The 17291-nt window shown below is 70.9% G+C and carries 18 protein-coding genes and 1 pseudogene; 9 read left to right on the forward strand and 10 right to left on the reverse strand.

Features of this window, described 5'->3' with window-relative positions; genetic code table 11:
* Positions 1 to 13: 13 nt before the first annotated feature.
* The 4 genes from SAM23877_RS30790 to SAM23877_RS42170 all read right to left on the reverse strand — a co-directional run bounded on the left by SAM23877_RS30790 (position 14) and on the right by SAM23877_RS42170 (position 2634).
* Positions 14 to 412 carry a hypothetical protein gene (locus SAM23877_RS30790; protein WP_159042024.1) on the reverse strand — a complete coding sequence of 133 codons (399 nt, stop codon included), beginning with the start codon at positions 410 to 412 and terminating at the stop codon, positions 14 to 16.
* A 105-nt stretch (positions 413 to 517) separates the two neighbouring features.
* Positions 518 to 1099, reverse strand: coding sequence for a hypothetical protein (locus tag SAM23877_RS30795; RefSeq protein ID WP_053140105.1), 582 nt, complete (start codon positions 1097 to 1099; stop codon positions 518 to 520).
* Between the two features lie 18 nt (positions 1100 to 1117).
* Positions 1118 to 2167 (reverse strand): NlpC/P60 family protein, encoded by a 1050-nt coding sequence (locus SAM23877_RS41855; protein WP_079030538.1) that lies wholly within the window; start codon positions 2165 to 2167, stop codon positions 1118 to 1120.
* Positions 2164 to 2634: a helix-turn-helix transcriptional regulator gene (locus SAM23877_RS42170; protein ID WP_079030539.1), complete on the reverse strand. Its 471-nt coding sequence runs from the start codon at positions 2632 to 2634 to the stop codon at positions 2164 to 2166. The genes SAM23877_RS41855 and SAM23877_RS42170 overlap by 4 nt, the downstream gene beginning before the upstream one ends.
* Before the next feature lie 239 nt (positions 2635 to 2873).
* Between SAM23877_RS42170 and SAM23877_RS30805 the strand changes: the two genes are divergently transcribed.
* From SAM23877_RS30805 to SAM23877_RS30845, 9 genes and pseudogenes are all read left to right on the forward strand, one after another.
* Complete coding sequence (locus SAM23877_RS30805) at positions 2874 to 3239, forward strand: hypothetical protein (protein WP_159042025.1); 366 nt, start codon at positions 2874 to 2876, stop codon at positions 3237 to 3239.
* Positions 3240 to 3243: 4 nt separating this feature from the next.
* Positions 3244 to 3537 carry a hypothetical protein gene (locus SAM23877_RS30810; RefSeq protein WP_244903031.1) on the forward strand — a complete coding sequence of 98 codons (294 nt, stop codon included), beginning with the start codon at positions 3244 to 3246 and terminating at the stop codon, positions 3535 to 3537.
* Positions 3538 to 3547: 10 nt separating this feature from the next.
* Positions 3548 to 4345, forward strand: coding sequence for a DUF8175 domain-containg protein (locus SAM23877_RS30815; protein ID WP_053140109.1), 798 nt, complete (start codon positions 3548 to 3550; stop codon positions 4343 to 4345).
* Positions 4342 to 5841, forward strand: coding sequence for a hypothetical protein (locus SAM23877_RS30820; RefSeq protein WP_159042026.1), 1500 nt, complete (start codon positions 4342 to 4344; stop codon positions 5839 to 5841). The genes SAM23877_RS30815 and SAM23877_RS30820 overlap by 4 nt, the downstream gene beginning before the upstream one ends.
* 29 nt (positions 5842 to 5870) lie before the next feature.
* Positions 5871 to 7292 (forward strand): annotated as a pseudogene (locus tag SAM23877_RS30825) (SCO6880 family protein).
* 2 nt (positions 7293 to 7294) lie between these two features.
* Positions 7295 to 8881, forward strand: coding sequence for an ATP-binding protein (locus SAM23877_RS30830; RefSeq protein ID WP_053140113.1), 1587 nt, complete (start codon positions 7295 to 7297; stop codon positions 8879 to 8881).
* Positions 8881 to 10620, forward strand: a complete 1740-nt coding sequence (locus tag SAM23877_RS30835; RefSeq protein ID WP_053140115.1) for a type IV secretory system conjugative DNA transfer family protein — start codon at positions 8881 to 8883, stop codon at positions 10618 to 10620. The genes SAM23877_RS30830 and SAM23877_RS30835 overlap by 1 nt, the downstream gene beginning before the upstream one ends.
* The gene (locus tag SAM23877_RS30840) at positions 10610 to 11203 is read left to right on the forward strand and encodes a DUF4913 domain-containing protein (RefSeq protein WP_053140118.1); all 594 of its coding nucleotides are present in this window, start codon (positions 10610 to 10612) and stop codon (positions 11201 to 11203) included. Before SAM23877_RS30835 ends, SAM23877_RS30840 begins: the two co-directional genes overlap by 11 nt.
* 101 nt (positions 11204 to 11304) lie before the next feature.
* Positions 11305 to 11631: a hypothetical protein gene (locus SAM23877_RS30845; protein ID WP_053140120.1), complete on the forward strand. Its 327-nt coding sequence runs from the start codon at positions 11305 to 11307 to the stop codon at positions 11629 to 11631.
* A gap of 217 nt (positions 11632 to 11848) precedes the next feature.
* Here SAM23877_RS30845 and SAM23877_RS39755 read toward each other — a convergent pair whose 3' ends face one another.
* The 6 genes from SAM23877_RS39755 to SAM23877_RS30870 all read right to left on the reverse strand — a co-directional run bounded on the left by SAM23877_RS39755 (position 11849) and on the right by SAM23877_RS30870 (position 17246).
* The gene (locus SAM23877_RS39755) at positions 11849 to 11989 is read right to left on the reverse strand and encodes a hypothetical protein (protein WP_159042027.1); all 141 of its coding nucleotides are present in this window, start codon (positions 11987 to 11989) and stop codon (positions 11849 to 11851) included.
* Positions 11990 to 12244: 255 nt separating this feature from the next.
* Entirely contained in the window at positions 12245 to 12499 is a 255-nt protein-coding gene (locus SAM23877_RS30850; protein ID WP_053140123.1) for a hypothetical protein, read from the reverse strand.
* Positions 12496 to 13257 carry a histidine phosphatase family protein gene (locus tag SAM23877_RS30855; RefSeq protein ID WP_425314790.1) on the reverse strand — a complete coding sequence of 254 codons (762 nt, stop codon included), beginning with the start codon at positions 13255 to 13257 and terminating at the stop codon, positions 12496 to 12498. The genes SAM23877_RS30850 and SAM23877_RS30855 overlap by 4 nt, the downstream gene beginning before the upstream one ends.
* 282 nt (positions 13258 to 13539) lie before the next feature.
* Complete coding sequence (locus SAM23877_RS30860; RefSeq protein ID WP_174532266.1) at positions 13540 to 15624, reverse strand: hypothetical protein; 2085 nt, start codon at positions 15622 to 15624, stop codon at positions 13540 to 13542.
* A gap of 70 nt (positions 15625 to 15694) precedes the next feature.
* Entirely contained in the window at positions 15695 to 16288 is a 594-nt protein-coding gene (locus tag SAM23877_RS40595) for a hypothetical protein (protein WP_218922754.1), read from the reverse strand.
* A gap of 25 nt (positions 16289 to 16313) precedes the next feature.
* A complete protein-coding gene (locus SAM23877_RS30870; RefSeq protein WP_053140129.1) occupies positions 16314 to 17246 on the reverse strand; it encodes a CehA/McbA family metallohydrolase in 933 nt (310 codons plus the stop codon).
* Between the last annotated feature and the right edge of the window lie 45 nt (positions 17247 to 17291).

Consider the following 17291-nt stretch of genomic DNA (forward strand, 5'->3'; position numbering starts at 1 on the left):
CGGGCCGCCCTCATCACGTGGCATGCTCGACGGGTGGTCCTTCACTCGCGCGAGCCCTGGCGAGGCGTGAGAGGGAGCGCGTGCTGTCGTCGTCGCCCTCGCCGATGTCTCTCCAGTAGGAACTACGGCAGCCGGCGATCGTGCCGCCGTCGTCGTCGAAGTTGGGGCGGTGTGCCCGGGTGGACAGCTCGCACATCGTCTTGGCGTCGGCGGGATTCTGGGCATGCTGCGCGACCATGTAGGCGCGGGCGTTCTTGGCGACGAGTGCGTCGTCGGACGGGCCGGGCGGCGATTTCGTGGGCTTGTGGTCGGTGGCGGGGGCGTCGCCGGTGTCGTTCGAGCAGGCCGCCAGAGGGATGAGCGCGGTCAATGCCAGAACGGCGGCGATGCTGCGAAGCGCACGTGGGGTCATTCAGGTCTGTCTCTTCGGTGGGGATGGGCTGGCACGGGCGATTGGAGGGCGTGCGGGGCCGTCAGGACAGGCCGCGTTCGGCTCTCCATATGTGGCGTCGACGAGCTAAGGCGTTTGCGCCGGGTCGGGGTCGGGTTCCGGCCGGCGCCGGGCATGGCGGTACTCATTCAGTCGTTGCGTGGCCTGGTCGTAGAGGTCGGCTCCGATGTTCGAGCGCGCGACATCGGCTTCGGGAATGGCTCTCACCGCCCCGGCGAACTGGACGGCGGCCTCGAGGACGAGGAAGTTGGCGCTGACGAAGGTGGCCCATGCGGTGAAGTTCGCGAGCCACGGTGCCGGGCCGGGGTTCTCCGTGGCGGTCCAGAAGACCGACCCCACGAGGCCGGTGACCAGCGCCATGGACAGGACTCCCCACAGTGAGCCCAGAAGACCCACGGACGCCGCGGGCAGGAAGCTGGGACGGCTGTGCCTGTCGGCCTGCGCCAACTCCTCAGCGGTGGGTTCCTCGCCCGCCTGCAGCCTGTTGCTGAGCGCCCGCATGGCCGTCTCGCGGCGCTTCTGGAGCCGTACGAAGGTCGCGGTCGCTGACTTGGCCAGCGTGTGGGACTGGACGGTGCCCACGACCAGGAGGGCAGCGTCGACGGAGACCACAAGGGCCGCGTACTCCTTGCTCATCACGAAGTCCATGCGGTCTCCGGCTTCCGGTCAGGGGCGCGTGGCGCCGTAGTAGTCGCGGTCCGGCATGGCCGTGGCCAGAGCGACGAGCTCGACGGTCTTGCCGGTGCGGGGGGCGTGGAGGACGTTCCCGTCTCCGGCGTACAGGGCGACGTGGTAGATCGCGCCGGAGCCGCCGTGGCTCCAGAAGAGCAGGTCGCCCGGCTTAAGGTCCTGGCGGGAGACGGCGCGGTCGGAGGTTGCCCCGTATTGGGCGGCTGCGGTGCGCGGCAGTTTCAGGTCGGGCCAGTAGGCGTACTGGACGAGGGAGGAACAGTCGAAGCCGACGGTGTCGTCGGCGACGCAGGTGCCGTTGCGATAGCCGCCGCCTCCGGTGCAGAAGCCCAGGGAGGGGCCGCCGGGTCCGCCGCCGCCGTAGGCGTAGGGGGTGCCGAGGCGTCCGGCGGCCTTGCGCAGGGCGTCGGCGCCGGAGCCGGATCCTTCGATCTGGAGGCGGTTCGGGCCCTCGAACCGCTTCATGGTCGACAGGATGATTCTCACGTAGTTCTGGGTCTCGGCGTACGGGGGGATGCCCCGGTACTTCTCGACCGCGCCCCACCCGGCGTTGTAGCCGGCCAGGGCCAGGGATCGGGCGTCCCCGCCGTAGCCGGAGCTATTGGCCTGCTTGATCAGCGAGCACATCATGCGGCCCTGTGCCATGACGGCGTCGCCGATGTCCCAGGGGCTGGCCTCGCCGTTGTTGTCGGAGTCCCGGCCCCAGGTCGCCCAGGTGCCGGGCATGAACTGGGCCGGGCCCTGCGCACCGACGTGGGAGCGGGCCAGGGTCTCGAACCGGCTCTCCTGGTAGAGCTGCGCGGCGAGCAGTGCAGGGCTCATCTCGGGCTGCTCGCACTCCTCAGCGGCCTTGAGGATCCAGGTGCGGAACTCTTCCGGGACGCCCTTGAGGCCGCCGGCGCCCCCTCCGCCGGAGACTTCGGTGGCTTCGGCGTCGCCGTCGACGAGCACCATGGCCATCAGACCGGTGACGGCCAGCACGAGCAGTGCGGCCACCGCGGCGGCAGCTCTGATGAGCACCTTCACGCGTCAGATCCCCCCGTTGACTGCTTGCCGCGCCGACGTGCTTGGACGGCAACCCCGTGTCTTACTAGATCACGAGCCGCTTCGTGGGCGCTTGACCATGGGGTGAGCGTCAGACCTTGGGTAGCGGCCCAGGTGGATGCGAAGCGCATTCCGGCCGCGCCACGCTCGACCGGGGAGACCTGCCGGCGGACGACACTGACGCGGACTCCCGTTTGTGCCCGGGTGGTTCCAAGGCGCCAACGTGTGTCACGTAGGGTCAGAGGCCGCTCACGGTGCAGGAGTTCACTGACCGGAACTCCCAGCACCCGGGCGATGGCATTGGCGACTGGGGGGCGTGGCTCATGACGGCCGTTTTCGGCGACGCGCACGGTGTGGAGGCTTACCCCTGCGGTGGCGGCCAGGTCTTCGACGGAGATCCCGGCCTGGAGCCGCAGGGCGCGGGCCCCGGCACCGTCGTGCAGCGCCACTGCTCATCCGACCTTTCGCCGACGCAAAATTGCTACTCACTGTTGTCAGCGGATCACGTTAGCCTCAGTAGTCCCACAGCCCAAGATCACAGTCGGCCAAACGCGAGCAGACAGGGGGGAGTTGCGACGTGATGACCCAACCCGGGGTGACAACCCCGCAAGCCAGTGGACCAGTTGGACTCCGGCACGCGCTGATTCCGGTGCACGGATACGGCATCGCCGGGGCGGTGGTGTCCCGGATGCTCGATCCCCAGGGCGAGGGCACGGCCCGCCTGCTGCACCCCAACGAGTCCATTCCGTACGGGGCTCTGCCGGTGCTGCTGGCCGAGACCACGGTGTACGGGGCGAGCTGCGTGGAGCAGATGCTGCGGAACTGGACGAGCGGCCTGCCGCGTCCCTGGCTGGTGCTGGTCTCCGACGCACCGGTCAGGCCGGTTCCTGCGGCGCGCTACCGCGTCCGGGCCCTCGAGAGCCGCCTGGCGGGGGTCGCGCGGGTGCCGTATCTGCCCGTGCTGCGCACGGTCGAGGGCGCCGACGAGGCGCTGGAGCACAAAGACGTGAGGGCCGCGGCAGAGAAGCTGCGGCGCCAGATGGAAGGGAACTGAAACGATGTACCTGGCCATGGCCCACGAGGCGGTCACGCTCGCCGGCATCATCCCCGGCGCCGAGCCCACGGAGATCCCCGGGCTCAGTGACCCCGTGTCCAAGCTGTTCGGCTACGGCCTGTGGATTTTGATCCTGGCCGGCGCCGGGGGAGCGGGCTTCGGCGTCTACAAGCTGGCGGTCGCCGACAAGTCCCGCCATGGCGGCGGCAGCGAGCCGTTCAAGTGGATGGGAGGCGGTGTGGCCACGATTCTGCTGGCCGGAAGCCTGATCACCATCCTCAACGGCATCGCGGGTTAGGCGGCGCACTGTGTCACGGACGAGGGGAACCTGGAACACCCGCGGCACCTGGCTGGCCGGCATCGCCCTCGCGGCGGTGGTGGCCCTGACCGGCTACGCGGTGCTGGCGGGCGGCGGCGACGACGAGCCAACGGGCAAGGGGACGCCGAGCGCGTCCAGCTCCGCCACCGCGACCGCCGGCCCGGCCCCGGACTACACGGTGCCGGACGACTGGACCGAGCCCGAGCAGTGGGCGGCGCTCCCGCGCGGCAGCCGTACCGACAAGTACGGCAGCGAGGTCGGTTATCCGCACACCACCGAGGGTGCGGTGTCGATGGCGGTCAACGCGACCAACACCAGCATCGAGCCGGGCAAGGACGCGGTCGACGGGCAGGTGCGCGTCTACAACTCGTACATCAGCGCCGCCGATCACAGCGACCAGGCAGCCCAGCAGATCGAGCAGGCCGGACAGGAGACCGACAAGAAGTTCCGCCGGCAGATGGGTGTGCCCGCGGACGGCGAGATGCCGCCCGGCTCCTACGTGCGTACCACCGTGATCGGCTTCAAGGTGCTCGAGAAGAGCGACGACGAGGTCAGCGTCTGGCTGCTGGGGCGGGTGGCGATGAAGAAGGGCGAGCTGGAGAAGGAATCCATCTCCCACATTCGCCTGCTGATGGGGGCCCGGTGGGAGGACGGCGACTGGAAGCTGTCGGGCCAGGCGAGTGTCGACGCCCAGAAGCAGGCCGGTTCCAGCAAGCCGGGCATGGCTGTTCTGGGCGATGCGCAGTTCAGCGAGTACGGGTGGGTCGCCATCCGTGAGGCGTCGTGAGGCGTCTTTGGGCGGTGCTGCTGTCCCTGGTCGCGGTGCTCGGGCTGGCCGTGGCCGCGCCGCAGCCCGCGGCGGCCGACGGGCCGGTCGGTACGGGCGTCGAGTTCGCCTGTGACGGCGCGGCCACCGCGTCTCCGATCGGTGTCATCGGCAACATCATCACCGGCGGCGGCGTGTACGACATGTGCGAGAAGATCGGTGACACCGCCCAGGAGAAGGTCAAAGAGGCTTGGGACGAGGTCTGGGAGAGCGTCCTCGGCGACGTCATCAACTCGGCCGCCGACGTGACGAAGTGGACCATCAAGAAGGTCCTCACCGTCTCCTTGATGGGCCCGTCGGTCGACCTCGAAGGCACCGGTCTTTTCGGCAAGGACGCCACCCTGGCGGGCATGCTGACCTGGCTGGGCCTGGTCATCGCCACAGCCGGGGCGATGTGGCAGATCGGGAAGATGGCCATCACCGGCCAGTCCAGACACATCGGCCGGGCCCTGCTCGGATGGGTGGAGAACACCGTCCTGTCCGCCGTCGGCGTCGCCCTGATCGCCCTGCTGCTGGTGGCCGGGGACGCGCTGACCACCGGTCTGGTGGACGCGGCCTTCAAGGACGACGGCAAGGCCTACGAGACCATCGTCACCGTGATGGTGCCCGCCGCCGTCAAGAACCCGGTCACCATGCTGTGCGTGGTGACGGTCCTGCTGCTCATCGGCTTCGTCCAGCTGATCCTGGTGTTCCTGCGGCAGTCCGCGATCCCGATCCAGTGCCTGCTGCTGCCGGTGGCCGCCGGCGGCCGCGTCGGCGGCGACGCCACCCGGCAGTGGGCGCCCCGCCTGATCACCTCGATCCTCGTGGTCATCGCCTACAAGCCGATCCTCGCCCTCATCATCTGCGTCGGCTTCAGCGAGTTCGGCCACGCCAACACCCTGGCCGAATGGCTGCGGGGCTGCGCCACCTTCCTCCTGGCGATCCTCGCGCCTGGCCCGCTGACCCGCCTGTTCGCCCCGTTCGGTGAGGCGGTCGGGGGCGGCATGGCTTCCGGCGGCTTCGGTGGAGCACTGTCCGCGGCCGGGGGCTACTTCAAGGGCAAACAGGACGGCGGCGACTCCGGTGGTGCCGCCCCGATGACGCCCCTGGAGTACGCCCGCTACGTCGAGCAGTCCATGGGCAGCCGGAACGGACCGGACGACCCCCCGGACAACACGGATGGCCCGGACCGGAGCGGGCCGAACGGCCCGGACGGCACGCCGGGCCGCGACGCCCAGCTGCATGCGGCCCGCAACGAGACGAGCCGGGTCCCCGGACAGGCAACGACCGGAGAAGGCGCTCCGTCCGCACCCGGTGTGCCAGGCGGCGCAAGCACCAAGGCAGGCACCGCGAGCACCACCGGCGGGGCCGCGGTCGCCGGCGGCGTCGGACTCGCCATCGAGGTCCTGGACGGCGTGAACGACACGCTGCAGGACGCCAGCGGACAGATCGGAAACGGGGGGAACTCCCAGTGAGCACCCAGCACGAGGTACCCAGAGCCCTCATGGTCGACGGGTTCCGCACCCGCAGGAGCTTCGGTTTCGGCGGGCTCAGCAAGGGCGCCACGATGGTGGCGGCCGCGGTCCTGGTCGCCGAGGGCATCATCGGCACCCAGGCGCCGATCTCCCTGCTCGTGACCATCCCGGTCACCCTGGCGATCCTCGCGCTGGCCGCCTCCAGCCGCCACGGCATGCCCGCCCTGTCCTACTACTGGGCCAAGATGTCGTGGCGGCGCGCCGCCCGCGTGGACGCCACCTCCTACCGGCGGGTGCTGCTCCCGCACCCCTACGCGCTGGACCTGCCGGGCGTGGGTGCGTCCTCCACCCTGATCAAGGCCTACGACCCGACCAGCGGCCGGTCGGTCGGCGTCGTCCACGACCGGGGCAGCGGCCACATGGCCGTCACCACGCTCCTGGCGCCCGGCGGCAGCCTGATGGCCCCCACCGGGACCGTGCAGAGCAGCCTGCGCACCTGATCCTCGGTCCTGGACGCCATGTCCACCGACGAGCAGGTCAAGGGCGCATCGGTGACCATCCAGATCACCCCCGGCGCGGGGGAGGCCCTGGGCGACGACGTGAAGGCCCGCCAGGATCCGGGCGCCCCCCGGCTCGCCAAGCAGATCGTCTCCGAGCTGGTCCGCACGACCCCGCACGCCACCGCCAGCGTCGCCCCGTGGATGACGGTCGTCGTCGACCCCACCGCCGGCGCCAACCCGCCGCAGGAGCTGTCCGACCAGGTCGCCGAGGCGCTGAAGGTCGTGGACTCGCTCGACCTGTCCGGCACCGGCACCGACATCGAGCGCCGCGCCACCGACGTCGACCTGCGCCGTCTGGTCAGGAGCGCCTACGACCCGGACGTCTTCAACGCCCGTGACGCCGAGTTCGCGGACCTGTCCTGGTCGGAGTGCGGGCCGCAGGCCGCCGACGACGGCTGGGAGGAGTACAGCCACGACGGCGGGGTGTCCCTCTCGTGGGTGCTGCGCGAGATGCCGCGCCGTCCCATTGCCTACAGCGTGCTCCTGCCGCTGCTGGCACCCGGCCGCTTCCAGCGCCGCATCACCCTCGTCTACCGGGTGCTGGACCCCTACGAGGGCGAGGCGGTGCTGGAGCGGGAGATCTCCCACGCCCACCAGCGCGCCCAGGCGACCGCCGAGGTCAAGGGCCGCGCCAAGTGGTCCCAGCGCGCGGACACGCAGCGCGCCGAGCAGGCGGCCGCCCAGATGGCCGGCGGCAGCCAGGTCGTGGACTGGACGCTGATGGTGACCGTCACCGCCCGCCGCACCGCCGACCTGCCTGCCGCCCGCCAGGAACTGGAGCGGGCGGTGAAGGCGACCCGAGGCATCCGCATGCGGCCCGCCTACGGTGCCCAGGCCGCCGTCTTCGCGGCCGGTCTGCCGCTGGGCTACAACCCCCTCGTGAAGGACTGACGATGGCGCGCAAGCCCAAGACGCCCGCGGTGGCCAGCCCGCGGCGGATGGCCCCCGTGGCCGAGCAGGCGCCCACCCGCGAGCAGCGCCGCGAGGAGAAGAAGCTCCGCAGTCGCTTCGCGCCCCGTCTTGGCTGGGGCGGCCGGTTCGGCGGCCGCGTCCCCGTCGAAGACGCCGGGACCGTCTACACCGGACCCACCTCGCAGGCCGGCGCGATCTACCCGTTCCTGCTCGGCTCCGGTCTGCCGCCGCGCGGCGTGCCGGTCGGCAGGGACGTACTGACCGGCGAGCTGGTGGCCATAGACCCCAGCGGTTGGACCGGGCGGCTGACCACCAACCCGGGCGTGTGGGTCATGTCCCAGCCCGGCGCGGGCAAGTCCGCGCTGGTCAAGCGGATCTGCCTGGTGTACTCCGCCTACGGGCACATGGTGTGCGTGCCCGGCGACGTCAAGGGCGAGTACTCCACCCTGATCGGTGAGCTCGGCGGCTCGGTGGTGCGCATCGGTGACGGCGTCGGCCGGATCAACCCGCTTGACTCCGGACCGCTCAAGGGCCGGGTGCAGACCCTGCCCGTCGACCGGCGCCAGGCCCTGCTGGACGTCCTCAACGGCCGCAGGCTCGAGACGCTCGTCGCGCTGCTGTCCACCAAGCACGGGCTGGGCCGGGCCCCGGACGAGATCGAGCGCAGCGCACTGGACACCGCGGTGCAAGTGGCCTCCGCCGCCCAGGACTCGGGCAGCGACCCCATCGTCAAGGACGTCGTGGACGTCCTGCGCTCCGCTCCGGAGGAACTGCGGACCAAGCTCGCCGCCGACGGCGAGCGCTACCAGGACCTCACCCGCTCCGTCGTCGCCGGACTCGACAACTTGATCGGCGGCCCCCTCAAGGGCCTCTTCGACGGGCCGACGACCACGCCGCTCGACATCAACGCCCCCGCCGTCTCGGTGGACATCAGCGCCCTGCGGGCCCGCGGCAACGACGTCGTCTCCGCCGGGATGATCGCCACCTGGGCGTACACGTACAGCTCGATCGACTCCGCCCGCAGCATCGGCCTGATGGACCGCAAGCTGGTGCTGCCCATGGACGAGATGTGGCGGGCGCTGCGCTCCGGGCCCGGGCTCGTCGACGCGATGGACGCGATCTCGCGCCTCAACCGCACCACCGACGACGTCACGATCTACGTGACGCACTCCCTGCTGGACGTCGAGGCCCTGCCCACCGAGATGGACCGGGCCAAGGCCCGCGGCCTGATGGACCGCTGCGACACGTGGGTGCTCGGCGCCTCCACCACCGAGGAGCTGGGCCGGGTCACGGGTAAACGGATGCTGACCGAGCAGGAGGTGATGATGGTCAGCTCCTGGGCGTCGGCCACCTCCACCGGCCTGGACATCGACCCCACCACCTACGACGACGGTGACGCGCGGCCCGTGGAGGAGGAGACCGTCCGCCACCCCGGCCGCGGCAAGTACCTGATCAAGCTGGGGACACGGCCGGGCATCGCGGCCGCGCTCGAACTCACCGCAACCGAACAGCGGCTCTACAAGACGGACAACAACCGCCGCAGGGTGACCACACGGGAGGCCAGCTGATGATGACCGAGTCCGACCGCGCATGGGCCTTCGGCGGGATCGTGTTCGGCGGTGCGGTCACCCTGTCCGCCGCCAGCTGGGCCGGAGCCGCCGCCGGCGCCGTCCTCACCGGCGACCAGGCCGCCCCCGCCTCCCCGCTGACCGTCTACCGCATGGCCACCGACTGGTCGGGCGTGTGGGCGCACTCCCAGACCGCCTCCGCGATCGGCGCCGCCCTGGTCGACGTCGCCGTCGTCGGCCTCATCGTGTGGGGCCTGCGCTGGTCCTTCCGCTGGTTCCGCAACCCGTCCAGCCTGGCCACGCTCCACCAGGTGCGCGAGCTCGCGCCGAAGGCCGCCGCCCGCACCGCCATCCGCCTGCGGGTCTCCCTCAGGGACACCAAGCCCAAGGAGATCCCGGCCCGTGACCGGGGCGTCCTGCTCGGTGACCACCTGCCCTCCGGCGTCGAACTGCGCGGTTCGGACGAGGACACCTACGTCGCCATCATGGCCCCGCGGGCCGGCAAATCCACGTCGCTGGCCATCCCGGTCGCCGAGGAGGCCCCGGCCGGCCTCCTCATGACGTCGAACAAGGCCGACGTCTACGCCGCCACCCTCGCCTCCCGCTCACGCGTCGGGCACGCCTGGATCCTGGACACCCAGGGCGTCGCCCAGACCGAACGCGCGATGTGGTGGGACATGATCGCCCAGGCGGAGACCCTGGAAGGCGCCGAGCGGCTGGCCTCCCACTTCATCACCCAGATCACCAGCGAGCAGGCCGACCCCTTCTGGAGCCAGGCCGCCGGCGACCTCCTCGTAGGCCTCTTCCGCGCCGCGTACCACGACGGCGGCACCGTCCGCGACGTCATGAAGTGGCTCGCCGACCCGCGCGAGAAGGCCCCGATGCGGATCCTGTACGACCACGAGCCGGTGCTCGCCGAACAGGTCGAATCCAGCATCAACATCGCCGAGGAGACCCAGTCCGGAATCTTCCAGAACGCACGGACCGCGGTATCAGCGCTGCGCGACGAGCGGGTCCTGGCGTGGGTCACGCCGGACAAGGGCCTGCCCCGCTTCGATCCCGAGGCCTTCGCCACCAGCCGCGACACCCTCTACCTGCTCTCCAAGAAGGGCGGCCCCGCGAGCGCGGTCGTCGCCGCCCTGGCCGACAGCGTGTTCACCGCGGCCGCCGAAGCCGGCGAGCGCCACGGCGGGCGCCTGCCCGAGCCGATGCGCGCCGTCCTGGACGAGGCCGCCAACATCTGCCGCATCGCCGACCTGCCCGACCTGTACTCCCACCTCGGCTCCCGGGGCATCACCCCCTACGTCATCCTGCAGAGCTACCGCCAGGGCGTGAAGGCGTGGGGCGAGGTCGGCATGGACGCGATGTGGTCGGCGGCCACGAAGAAGCTCATCGGCGTCGGCCTAGACGACGCGAAGTTCGCCCAGGACGTCTCCACCCTCACCGGCGCCCACTTCATCGACCGCGGCTCCTACTCCAAGTCCAAGGAGGGTTACTCCTACAGCGTCGGCGAACAGCGGGAGCAGGTCATGGACCCCGCCGAGATCCGCGCCATGAAGAAGGGCACCGCCCTGCTCATGTCCACCGGCATGCCCGTCGCTCAGATCTCCCTGCGCCCCTGGTACGCCGAGAAGGCCCTCGCCCACATCGGCCCCCAGATGAAGGCAGAGGAGAAGGCCATCACCGGCCGCGCCGTCCTGGCCTACGAAGAGAAGAAGGCCGCCCGCCGTGGCCGATGACGAGACCCCCGACTTCGAGGTCCCCGTCGGCCTCCTCCAGGACCTCGAAGACCTCAAGGCCCACGTCACCGCCCTGACCGCCCAGGTCAAGGCGCTCACCGACGCCGCCGACACCGACCCCGGCGAGGCCCCGGCCGAGGAAGAGCCGGAGGCCGGCGAGGAGGATGCCGCAGGCGGGGAAGAGGCGGGGGAGGGGTGGCAGTTCCCGCCGTTCATCCTCCTGCTCGACCCGCCCGTGTACGACGACGAGCTCCGGGCCCTGATCGAGTGGGTCGAAGGCGTCCTCGTGCCCGGCTACCTCGCCGAGCCCAGCGCGGACGCCCGCTGGTGCCACCTGTGGTTCGAGCACCCCGTCGCCGTCGCCCGCCTCCACGCCTGCTGGCTGGCCTGGCAGGAACTCACCGACCCCGCCACCTGCGGCTACACCGGGCCCAGCGTCTGGCACCGCGACCACCTGGACCCGTGCCTGCGCGAGCTGCGCGGCGCCGGCGGTCCCTTCGCTGGGTGCACCAAGGGCGAGCACCAGGTCGACCACCGCATGCCCGGCACCGTACCCAGCGCGTGGCGCCACGAGAACAGCTGACTGGGAAGTGATCATGCAGCCCTACCGAGACGAAGCCCACCCGTTGTGGGCCCACCCGCGCGGCCGGCACCAGCGGCTCGCCGCGCTCACTGGAGGCGACCGTGGCTGAGCTTGCCGCCGTCCGAGCGCAGGAGTACGCGACGGTGTACGACGAGCTGATCGAGGCGGCAGCCCGTCTCGACATGCTGCGCCGTCTGGAAGGGAACGCCGTCGATGCCCACGCCACAGCCGCCATGCACGCTGTTCGCTTCGCCGCCACGATGCTGTGGCCTGTCGCCCCGGAAGGCACACCGCAGCCCGGTTTCCGGCACGACACGGCATGGCAGGTACAGCTGATCGCCAAGTGGCGGGAGGCAGCGCTGGAGATCGGCCCGTTCGAACCGGAGCGGCCTGTGCTTCGCGTCGTGACCGACGGTCAGCGGGGGTAGCACTGGAAGGGACGCGCCTCGCCGTGCGAAGGTGGTGTTGCGTATTCGCATTTCAATGTGCGGATTGGTGGAGGCGGCACTCGTCTCCGGGTGCGTATTCGGGGTACTCGTAGACAGAGGGGCCCCTGCCCTCCGCGTCACCGGGGAGCAGAGGCCCAGTCGTGCCGCATCTGGATGAGGTCCGCTCCGGCGTACTAGCACTATGCCGGAGCGGGCTTCACAGGCGAGGAAGCACGTGCTCCCGAACCGTTCGGCCCATCCAGTACACGGCCGCCGAAACGGGCGCCAGCCAGAGCCGGACGCGCCGTCGCACGCCCCTCCAGTCCACGCCCTTCGGCTTGGTGTGCTTCTCTTCCATCGGATCTCCTTCAGTGGCGGACCGGATCGATTGCCAGACCCGGACGTCCCTGGGTCCGGTACATCGACCCGCCTGACGGCCCGTGGGGAGAAGCAGAACCCACATTAGCGGCCCCGGTGGGAAACCGCACCGGCCCTCAATCCGGCCCCGTTAGACGGCAATTGGCTGCCCTTTCACAGAGTCACCCGGCCGGGCGGCCGGCCGGGACGAGCGCTTCGGCAGCAAAGGTACGGCCTGTTCGTCAACATCGGAGATTCATTCCCACCTTGAGGGCGCGCGAGTGCGCTGTCGGCCGGACGGCCTCCCGCCCGGCCGGGTAGCGGAGGGTGAGTGGTAGCGGATGAGCTGCTCGGCGCGGGCGCCGCCGGCGTCACGCAGCGCGGCGGAGACCTCAGCCACGGCCGACCGCAGGTCGGCGAGGGCCGCTTCGTAGGGAAGGTCCCCGTACAGGCCGCCGGGTACCGGCTCGACGTGCGCGAGGATCGGATCGGTGGGGGAGTGGTCGGTCATACGTGCCTCATTCCTTCCATGTCGTCCAGAGAGGTCAGGTGAGTGGTGTCACCCCAGACGGCCAGACGCAGCCGGTGGCCGTCACCGTTCCACTGCGACACCGAGGCGTTCGGGACCGGCGGCAGTTCCTCGGGCGCGACGGCACCGATCCCGGCGAGGACGTAGCGCAAGGCGCTGACCACCCCGTCGTGCGCGACAACCAGGACCCGCCGCCCGGGCGCAGCCCGCCCCAGATCGGAGACGAACTGACCGACGCGTACGGCGACGTCGGTGAAGGCCTCCCCGCCGGGGGGCCGGTAGTACCACTCGCCCATCAGCTTCCGGCGGGTGGCCTCCTCAGGCGCCCGGGCCCGGAGTGCGGCCGGGGGATGCAGCTCGAAGACCCCCATCTCCCGATCCCGCAACCGTTCGTCGACCAGCACATCCAGCCGCGGTCTGCCGAGCTGAGCGGCTCGGGCGGCCATCCCCTCCCAGGTCTGGAGCGCGCGTCTATACGGGGAGCACACCACCAGGTCCGGACCGGCCTCCGGTGTCTGTCCGGCCAGCCAGTTGCCCAGCGCGGCTGCCTGCGCGGCGCCCGGATCGGAGAGCGGCACGTCGTGGTCGCGCCCGGGAACCGGCACGGTGGCACCGGACTCCTCTGCCGTGGCGAAGGCGACGTTGGCTGTGCTCTGCCCGTGCCGCACGGCCCACATTCCGGCCAGCGCGCAGGGCGGCACCAGGGCAGTCGGCGGCATCTCATCAGCCGGCATTCGCATGGTCATGACGTCCCTTCATCGGAGTTTCAGGCATCGGCACGGAGCTGAACGGCGGGAGCCCGAGCCTCCTCTGCCTGCTGCGCAGCGTCAGCGCGGTCTTCGCCCCCGGCTATGCGGTCGAGCAGTGCGGCCTTGCGCTCGGGCCTCCGGGGCCGGCGGGGTGCGGGCATCAACGTAGGGGTGATTGAGGGCGTCCGCCGTCGAGTTCCGCCGACCAGCTCAGTAAGGGCCGTCGATCAGCAGAGGACCCCCGGAAAGTAGTGCGCTGTCGTCAAGCGACGGTCAGGCCCTGGGGCCTCGGCCGTGGTCACGCTCGAGGCCGGGATCGCGTCGCAGGTGGGGCGGCTGCTCGATGCCGGGTGCGGCAGGCCGGTCGTGGTCCGGTCTGCGGCGGGCCGTCGTGGACTTGGACCGTGCCGCGGCAGCCGACGGTCGGCCGGGTGCCGGTGACCGTGCCGGTTCGGAGATCCGAGACCGGGGCGTACGCCAGGCCATGGGGCTGTCGGGGCGGTGAATGATCCAGTCGGTGTCCTTGAAGTGGGAGGACAGGGCACGGCCGAGTCTGGTGGCGTCGAAGGGCCCGGCGGATTCGAAGACGCCCAGGGACAGCGGTCGGCCCAGCTTCGTTTCCCAGGTGCCGGCCCAGGCCGCCAGGGAGGGGAGGGTGCTGGCCACCGTCTTCTTGTCCAGGTAGCCGTGGCCTCCCATGAAGTCGCCCGGGTACCGATCGGTGTGGTGGGCACGCCAGTGGTCCCGGGCCGCGCGGATGATGGCGGTGCTGTTGATGTCGAGGTCGAAGTCGCTGGGCTCCTGCTCCAGGCCCAGGCGCCACATGGCGTCGTACGGCCGGCGCAGGGGACGGTGCTGGTCGTCGCCGAACCACTCCTGCAGGCGTTGGACGGCCGACGGGTTGCCGGTCAGGTCCGCTTCGCGGGGCAGGGTCTTGTGGATGCCGGAGAAGAAGCCGGCACCTGTGCCCTTGAGACGTATGTCGACCTGAGACGGTTCGATGCCGTCGAGCTGTAGCGCCGCCAGCATCTCGGTGCCGAACTGCTGGTAGAGCTCCGGCGTCATGCCCATGGGCGCCTCGCCGGTGAGCATCCACTTGATCTGGACCGGGCTGATGCCGAGGAAGTCGAGGTCGCGGCGGGCTATGGCGTAGTCGGAGTCGTCCCGCGGCCACCAGCGCGGGGCCGCTTCCGTGCCGTCCAGGATCCGGATGATCCTGCTGTCGAGCGGGTCGGCCGGATCGAGGGCCTGGGAGATCGGAAGGGGCCGCCACCGCTTGTCGGTCTCCGCGCCGACGATCGGTGCCGGCGGCGGGCCGTCCGCGGCGTCGGACAGAGCCGGGGCGCCGAGGGAGACAGCGGAGGCCGCGGTCTGCTGCACGGCGGCGGTCGGCGAGGTGTGGGAGACCATGCCGTCCAACGTGGCCTGGTGGTCACCCGGCAGCGCCACCCATTCCTTCTGCCCCAGGTACCCCATACCGGTGGTGGGCAGGGACAGGATCTCTCGCGCGGGCTGCCGGGTTGCGAGGATCACGCCGTTGCCCCGGCGCTGTTCCAGCCAGTCGGCGACGATCTGTCGGTCGGCCGACCAGCTCGCCAGCGGCCGCTGCCGGGCCTCCACGGTCACACCGATGTTCCGGGCGGCCGCCCACTGTGGCTGCTCCGCCTCCTCCGGCCAGCTCAGCGCCCGGTAGGCGAGCAACTCGGTGATGCCACGGGCGGCGAGGACTTCCTGGGTCATCTGGTACTGGGTACGGAGGAAATCCCGCAGCGCGTCGCGGTTGTAGTCGAGTTCGAGGCCGACGGCGAACCGGGTCTTGGCGTCCACCTGCCACTCCAGCGTCCCGGAGAGGCCGAACTCCTCTTGGGCGGCCTGCTGCAGCGCCAGGACCCGCACGTTGTTGTTGGACCCGTACGCCCAAGCACCCATCAGCTCACTGACCGCGATCATGCGGATCAGGGTCTCGGCCTGTTCGGTGTCCATGCGTACTGCTCGGTTCGGCGTATGACGGGGGTCGGCGGGATCCAGCTCGTCGACGTGGAGAACGTCGGCGCCCATGGACGGGTACCGCTCCTGGTGAGGAACCAGCACGTACCTGCTGTCACCGAGATGGGCGGCCATGTCGTTTCCGACGACCAGGCCCATCGAGGCGAGGATCAGGGCGGGCGTGGAGGACCGCATCCGCCCGGCGAGCGCCTGGATGCCGGCCGTCTTCGCTTGGGGCGTGTCGGTGATACGACCGTCGTCGGTCAGCAGCGCCTCGCCGATCCGCTGCTGATCCGCCCGTTCCGGCGATCCCGGCGGTGGGAACGGGCTGCCGTCCGGCTCGCCCGTCTCGTTGATCGGCTGCTCGCTCACTCCAGTCCCCCTGTGGTGGTGTCACGTCATGGATCCGTTGCCGCCGTGTCCGACGGCCGCTCTCTGTGGGTCAGTCACCGCTGAGGAATTCCTCGGCCTGGCGCTGCAGGTCCACGGGAGCGGCGGCCCAGGCCGGAGTGCGCATCAGCTCGCGCAGCTTGACCTCCTTCACCTCCCGCGGGGCGTCCTCGCGCAGGCCGAGGTGGGGCCACACACGGCGCAGCTCGGCGGGCAGGTCCCAGTGGGCGCCCAGGGCGGAGGCGGGTGCGTCGGCGGGCTCCGGCGCCGGGGTCAGGACCTCGTCGGCCGTTGCGGCCGGACTGATCTCGACCAGGGTGAGCCCCAGCCGGTCGATGACGTCACGGAACAGGGTCCGGTGGGCTTCGACGGTGCCGGTGGCGGGCTGCCGGCCGGTGTGGAACAGGGTGAACACCCAGCCGGCCTCGCCGGTGCGGGCCAGGTCGAGGACCAGGCGATCGCCCTCTTCGCCGGTGAACGAGCGGTGCGCGATGCTCTGCGCCGCCCCGGGACCCTCGGTGCGGGGACCGGCATCGAGGCGGAATGTGTCGCGCAGCCAGGTCTGCTGGCTGGAGGTGAGCTCCCCGTGGGACAGCGCGCGCAGCGCGGGCCAGAACATGTGGGCGATCCTTTCGTCGGTCTTCACGGACGTCGTGTCACTGAGGGAGGGGCTACGCCTCGGCCGAGGCGGTGTTCCCGGGCGGGGCCGCCAGGTGAATCGGGTTGGTCCAGGCCCGCCCGCCCGCGGCGTCCTCGACGGTGACCCGGCAGTACCCGTGCCGAAACATCTCCACGGGTAGGGAGCACTCCGTCAGTGCTTCGCCCTGGGCGACCTGGGCTCCCGGCACTCCGCCGGTGAGCAGGACCTTGCGCGCCGGCGAGCAGCGCACCGAGACCAGGCCGCCGTCGACCCGGACGTCGTGCAGCTCGGGACCGGTGCTGGAGTAGAAGTGGCCCGCCTTGAGCGCCGCCACGAGCTGGTCGGGGTCCAGGGATTCAGCACGTACCTGGACCCAGGCCGCGCAGCCCGGCGGGTCCTGCGGCTGGAAGTGAGCGTCGTCGGCGGCGTAGACGGTGAGCCGGTGGCCGCGGTTGAGCAGAACGTCCGTCAGGTGCCAGCTGTCGCCCCGGTCCTCGCGCGCCGACAGGGCGTTGTACACCTCGACCGCATGGGCTGCCTCCAGGCTCTCGGCGTCAGCGGCGGTCAGTAGGGACGCCGAGGGGTGGGCCATGCCGACGAACGCGCCCGCGTTCCTCGCACGGCGGGCCAGCTGCGGTCCGGTCTCGCCGGGCCGGAGAGGAGCGAAGTCCAGCGGCAGTCCCACCGCGACGATGTGCCACGACGGTCCGGCCTCGGTACGCGGGGCGTGAAGTTCGGCACCCAGCAGTGTGGTGAACCCGGCGGTGCGCAGGGGCCGGGTGTCCGTCACGGGGAAGCCGTACTCCGCCCGGAAGTGGTCGGTGAGGGCCACGAAGTCGTAGCCGGCGTCACGGTAGTGACGCAACGACTCCTCCGGGGACAGCGCCCCGTCCGACCGGTTGGAGTGGGTGTGCAGATTGCCCCGCCAGAAGCGGCCGGGCCGGTCGAAGGGCAGCCCGGTCATACCCGTCCCCCGTCAGCCCTGAGTCGCCGATTCGCACGTACGAAC

Origin of the sequence: Streptomyces ambofaciens ATCC 23877 (assembly GCF_001267885.1) — a bacterium.
In the GTDB taxonomy this organism is placed as follows: domain Bacteria; phylum Actinomycetota; class Actinomycetes; order Streptomycetales; family Streptomycetaceae; genus Streptomyces; species Streptomyces ambofaciens.

Coding starts and splice junctions, on each gene's coding strand:
- SAM23877_RS30870 (WP_053140129.1), bottom strand. CDS start 17,246: ATGACCGGGCTGCCCTTCGACCGGCCCGGCCGCTTCTGGCGGGGCAAT.
- SAM23877_RS30790 (WP_159042024.1), bottom strand. CDS start 412: ATGACCCCACGTGCGCTTCGCAGCATCGCCGCCGTTCTGGCATTGACC.
- SAM23877_RS30830 (WP_053140113.1), top strand. CDS start 7,295: ATGGCGCGCAAGCCCAAGACGCCCGCGGTGGCCAGCCCGCGGCGGATG.
- SAM23877_RS30850 (WP_053140123.1), bottom strand. CDS start 12,499: ATGACCGACCACTCCCCCACCGATCCGATCCTCGCGCACGTCGAGCCG.
- SAM23877_RS30855 (WP_425314790.1), bottom strand. CDS start 13,257: ATGCGAATGCCGGCTGATGAGATGCCGCCGACTGCCCTGGTGCCGCCC.
- SAM23877_RS30835 (WP_053140115.1), top strand. CDS start 8,881: ATGATGACCGAGTCCGACCGCGCATGGGCCTTCGGCGGGATCGTGTTC.
- SAM23877_RS30795 (WP_053140105.1), bottom strand. CDS start 1,099: ATGGACTTCGTGATGAGCAAGGAGTACGCGGCCCTTGTGGTCTCCGTC.
- SAM23877_RS30805 (WP_159042025.1), top strand. CDS start 2,874: ATGCTCGATCCCCAGGGCGAGGGCACGGCCCGCCTGCTGCACCCCAAC.
- SAM23877_RS39755 (WP_159042027.1), bottom strand. CDS start 11,989: ATGGAAGAGAAGCACACCAAGCCGAAGGGCGTGGACTGGAGGGGCGTG.
- SAM23877_RS30810 (WP_244903031.1), top strand. CDS start 3,244: ATGTACCTGGCCATGGCCCACGAGGCGGTCACGCTCGCCGGCATCATC.